This is a genomic window from Enterobacter sichuanensis, assembly GCF_002939185.1.
GTDB classification, from domain to species: domain Bacteria; phylum Pseudomonadota; class Gammaproteobacteria; order Enterobacterales; family Enterobacteriaceae; genus Enterobacter; species Enterobacter sichuanensis.
This window is the reverse complement of the sequence record NZ_POVL01000116.1, coordinates 1-3016: the sequence shown is the minus strand read 5'-3', so window position 1 is coordinate 3016 and position 3016 is coordinate 1. Positions and strand designations below refer to the sequence as shown.

At 52.5% G+C, this 3016-nt stretch carries 3 protein-coding genes and 3 tRNA genes; 2 read left to right on the top strand and 4 right to left on the bottom strand.

Translation table 11 applies throughout. The features are described 5' to 3' along the window. Positions 1-2 precede the first annotated feature (2 nt). Positions 3-78, bottom strand: a tRNA-Val gene (locus tag C5687_RS23760). A gap of 42 nt (positions 79-120) precedes the next feature. Continuing rightward, positions 121-196, bottom strand: a tRNA-Val gene (locus C5687_RS23755). A 258-nt stretch (positions 197-454) separates the two neighbouring features. Here C5687_RS23755 and gltX point away from each other — a divergent pair. Then, positions 455-1870, top strand: a complete 1416-nt coding sequence (gltX, locus tag C5687_RS23750; protein ID WP_047959173.1) for a glutamate--tRNA ligase — start codon at positions 455-457, stop codon at positions 1868-1870. A gap of 44 nt (positions 1871-1914) precedes the next feature. On the opposite strand, the gene C5687_RS23745 is transcribed toward gltX, so the two are convergent. Further along, positions 1915-2307, bottom strand: coding sequence for a YfeC-like transcriptional regulator (locus C5687_RS23745; RefSeq protein ID WP_202911315.1), 393 nt, complete (start codon positions 2305-2307; stop codon positions 1915-1917). After that, positions 2303-2671: a YfeC-like transcriptional regulator gene (locus tag C5687_RS23740; protein ID WP_047959172.1), complete on the bottom strand. Its 369-nt coding sequence runs from the start codon at positions 2669-2671 to the stop codon at positions 2303-2305. The genes C5687_RS23745 and C5687_RS23740 overlap by 5 nt, the downstream gene beginning before the upstream one ends. Before the next feature lie 217 nt (positions 2672-2888). Between C5687_RS23740 and C5687_RS23735 the strand changes: the two genes are divergently transcribed. Further along, positions 2889-2964: transfer RNA gene (locus C5687_RS23735), tRNA-Ala, on the top strand. Positions 2965-3016: the final 52 nt, after the last annotated feature.

Sequence of the window (3016 nt, the reverse complement as noted above, 5' to 3'; positions counted from 1 at the left end):
AATGGTGGGCGATGACGGGCTCGAACCGCCGACCCCCTCCGTGTAAAGGAGATGCTCTACCAACTGAGCTAATCGCCCAATCTCAATGCTTATCTACACTGCGAGTCTACGTGAAGTAGATGGTGGGTGATGACGGGCTCGAACCGCCGACCCCCTCCGTGTAAAGGAGATGCTCTACCAACTGAGCTAATCACCCCCGCTGTGTGGAGTCGCATTATAGGGAGAGTTGAAAATGAGTCAACGCATTTTCTAAAGTTTTTATTCGTTCGTCGTAAAATTAGACAAAACGATCGCGAAACGGGCAGTGGCGCATGATTTCTAAACAAAAATCGCAAACTCCTTCACGATAAAGGGATCAACATTGAGGAATCCCCCCACAGTGATAGAATATTGCCCATCGTTTTTTCCCCGGGATTTGCCGATTACCGGCATCTTTATAACGTAAGGCCATTTCATGAAAATCAAAACTCGCTTCGCGCCGAGCCCGACAGGCTATCTGCACGTCGGTGGTGCTCGTACTGCTCTCTATTCCTGGCTCTTTGCACGCCACAACAAAGGTGAGTTCGTGCTGCGTATTGAAGACACCGATCTTGAGCGCTCCACGCCAGAAGCAATTGAAGCCATTATGGATGGGATGAACTGGCTGAATCTGGAGTGGGATGAAGGTCCTTACTTCCAGACTAAACGCTTTGACCGCTATAACGCTGTCATTGATGAGATGCTGGTCGCGGGCACAGCGTATAAATGCTACTGCTCCAAAGAGCGTCTGGATGCGCTGCGTGAAGAGCAGATGGCAAACGGTGAAAAGCCACGCTATGACGGCCGTTGCCGTCACGACCACAGCGAACATGCCGCTGATGAGCCTTGCGTCGTGCGTTTTGCTAACCCGCAAGAGGGCTCTGTGATCTTCGACGACCAGATCCGTGGTCCGATCGAATTCAGCAACCAGGAGCTCGACGACCTGATCATCCGCCGCACCGACGGTTCTCCAACGTATAACTTCTGCGTTGTGGTTGACGACTGGGATATGGAAATTACCCACGTTGTTCGTGGTGAAGACCATATCAACAACACGCCACGTCAGATCAACATCCTGAAAGCACTGAACGCACCTGTGCCTGTCTATGCGCACGTTTCGATGATCAACGGCGACGACGGGAAAAAACTGTCTAAACGTCACGGTGCGGTAAGCGTTATGCAGTACCGCGACGACGGCTACCTGCCGGAAGCACTGCTGAACTATCTGGTACGTCTCGGCTGGGCGCACGGTGACCAGGAGATCTTCAGCCGCGAAGAGATGATCGAACTGTTCTCTCTGAGTTCTGTGAGTAAATCGGCGAGTGCGTTCAACACCGACAAACTGCTGTGGCTGAACCACCATTACATTAATACCATGCAGCCAGAATATGTGGCGACGTACCTGCAGTGGCACATTGAGCAGGCAAATATTGATACCCGCACCGGCCCTGAACTGGCGGATCTGGTGAGACTGCTCGGCGAGCGCTGCAAGACGCTGAAAGAGATTGCTGAAAGCTGCCGCTACTTCTATGAAGAGTTTGATGAGTTTGACGCGGACGCCGCGAAGAAACATCTCCGCCCGGTTGCGCGTCAGCCGCTGGAAGTGGTGCGTGACAAGCTTGCTGCACTCACCGAGTGGACCGCTGAGAATGTGCATCATGCCATTCAGGCGACGGCAGACGAGCTGGAAGTGGGCATGGGTAAAGTGGGTATGCCACTGCGCGTTGCGGTGACCGGTGCAGGCCAGTCTCCGGCGCTGGATGTGACTGTCCATGCTATCGGCAAGTCACGCAGCGTGGCGCGCATTAACAAGGCGCTGGAATTTATCGCTGAGCGTGAAAACCAGCAGTAATGACCTCCCAGAAAAAGAAGACGGCAGGGTAACCTGCCGTTTTTTTATGCATTTTGTTCAGCAATATCCAGGCGCGTAAGAAAGCCGCGTATCCCTTCGCGTTTCAAAAAGTCTTCCAGACGCTTCTGCTCCAGCTCAGTCATATTCTCCAGCGTCTCAATAATGCCCGGGCGCAGGCTTGTAGGGGAGCTATGATATGCGGTGGTGGCCTCAGCGAGATGGTAAACCGCCTGACGGCTCCGGATCGCCGGGAGGCGCTTAATATAGTCTTTCACGCGTGCATCAACATGAATAAGCCTCGCCCGACCGCCTTTCACACCGTTGAGCCCTTCGGTTTTCCACGCCTGCTGGCGTATCCAGCGATTAACCGTTTGCCTGGCAACCCCCAAAATTAGCGCCAGTTCTTCCGTGGTCATTTTGCCAGGTAAATTTTTAATATTCATTCCGTTCGCGAATCCCTAAACGTTGCAGCAATCCGGTAATCCCTTCCCGCAGTAACAGCGATGTCATCTGTTTCTGTTCTTCCGGCGTCATTTCGTTGGCCAGCGTCAGGAGCAGGGTATGAAGCGAACTGTCGTGGCTGGCGCCTTCGGGCAGCTCGGGCGTTTCAGTTGCCCGTCGTGCACTGCGAATAAAGTCACGCACTTTTTCGTTCACATGCACCAGACGCGCTTTCCCGCCCTGGACTCCCGGTTTTGGCGATGTAATCCAACCCTCTTTGCGTACCCATTTATTGATGGTCTGGCGGCTATAGCCAGTGAGGAGGGCTAACTCTTCTGGCGTCATTCGTTCCTTGATCATGCAATTTCCTGAATATTTGTGGGGTCAATTAACGGTTCATTTTATAGCACCGTTTTAGACGAAAACGTGACAGGCTTAACTCATGACTGCGAGCAGGCTCGCAAAGTGATTCATTTGCATGATTTTTCGGCGATTGAACGGCGGGTATTGATTTTGCCGTTGACACTCCGCAGCGGAATTCATATTATGCCGCCCGTCAACATGACAGCTTTACGATGGGGCTATAGCTCAGCTGGGAGAGCGCTTGCATGGCATGCAAGAGGTCAGCGGTTCGATCCCGCTTAGCTCCACCAAAATTGTAAACCCTCGTCAAATGACGAGGGTTTTTTTTATCTGTTTGTTATG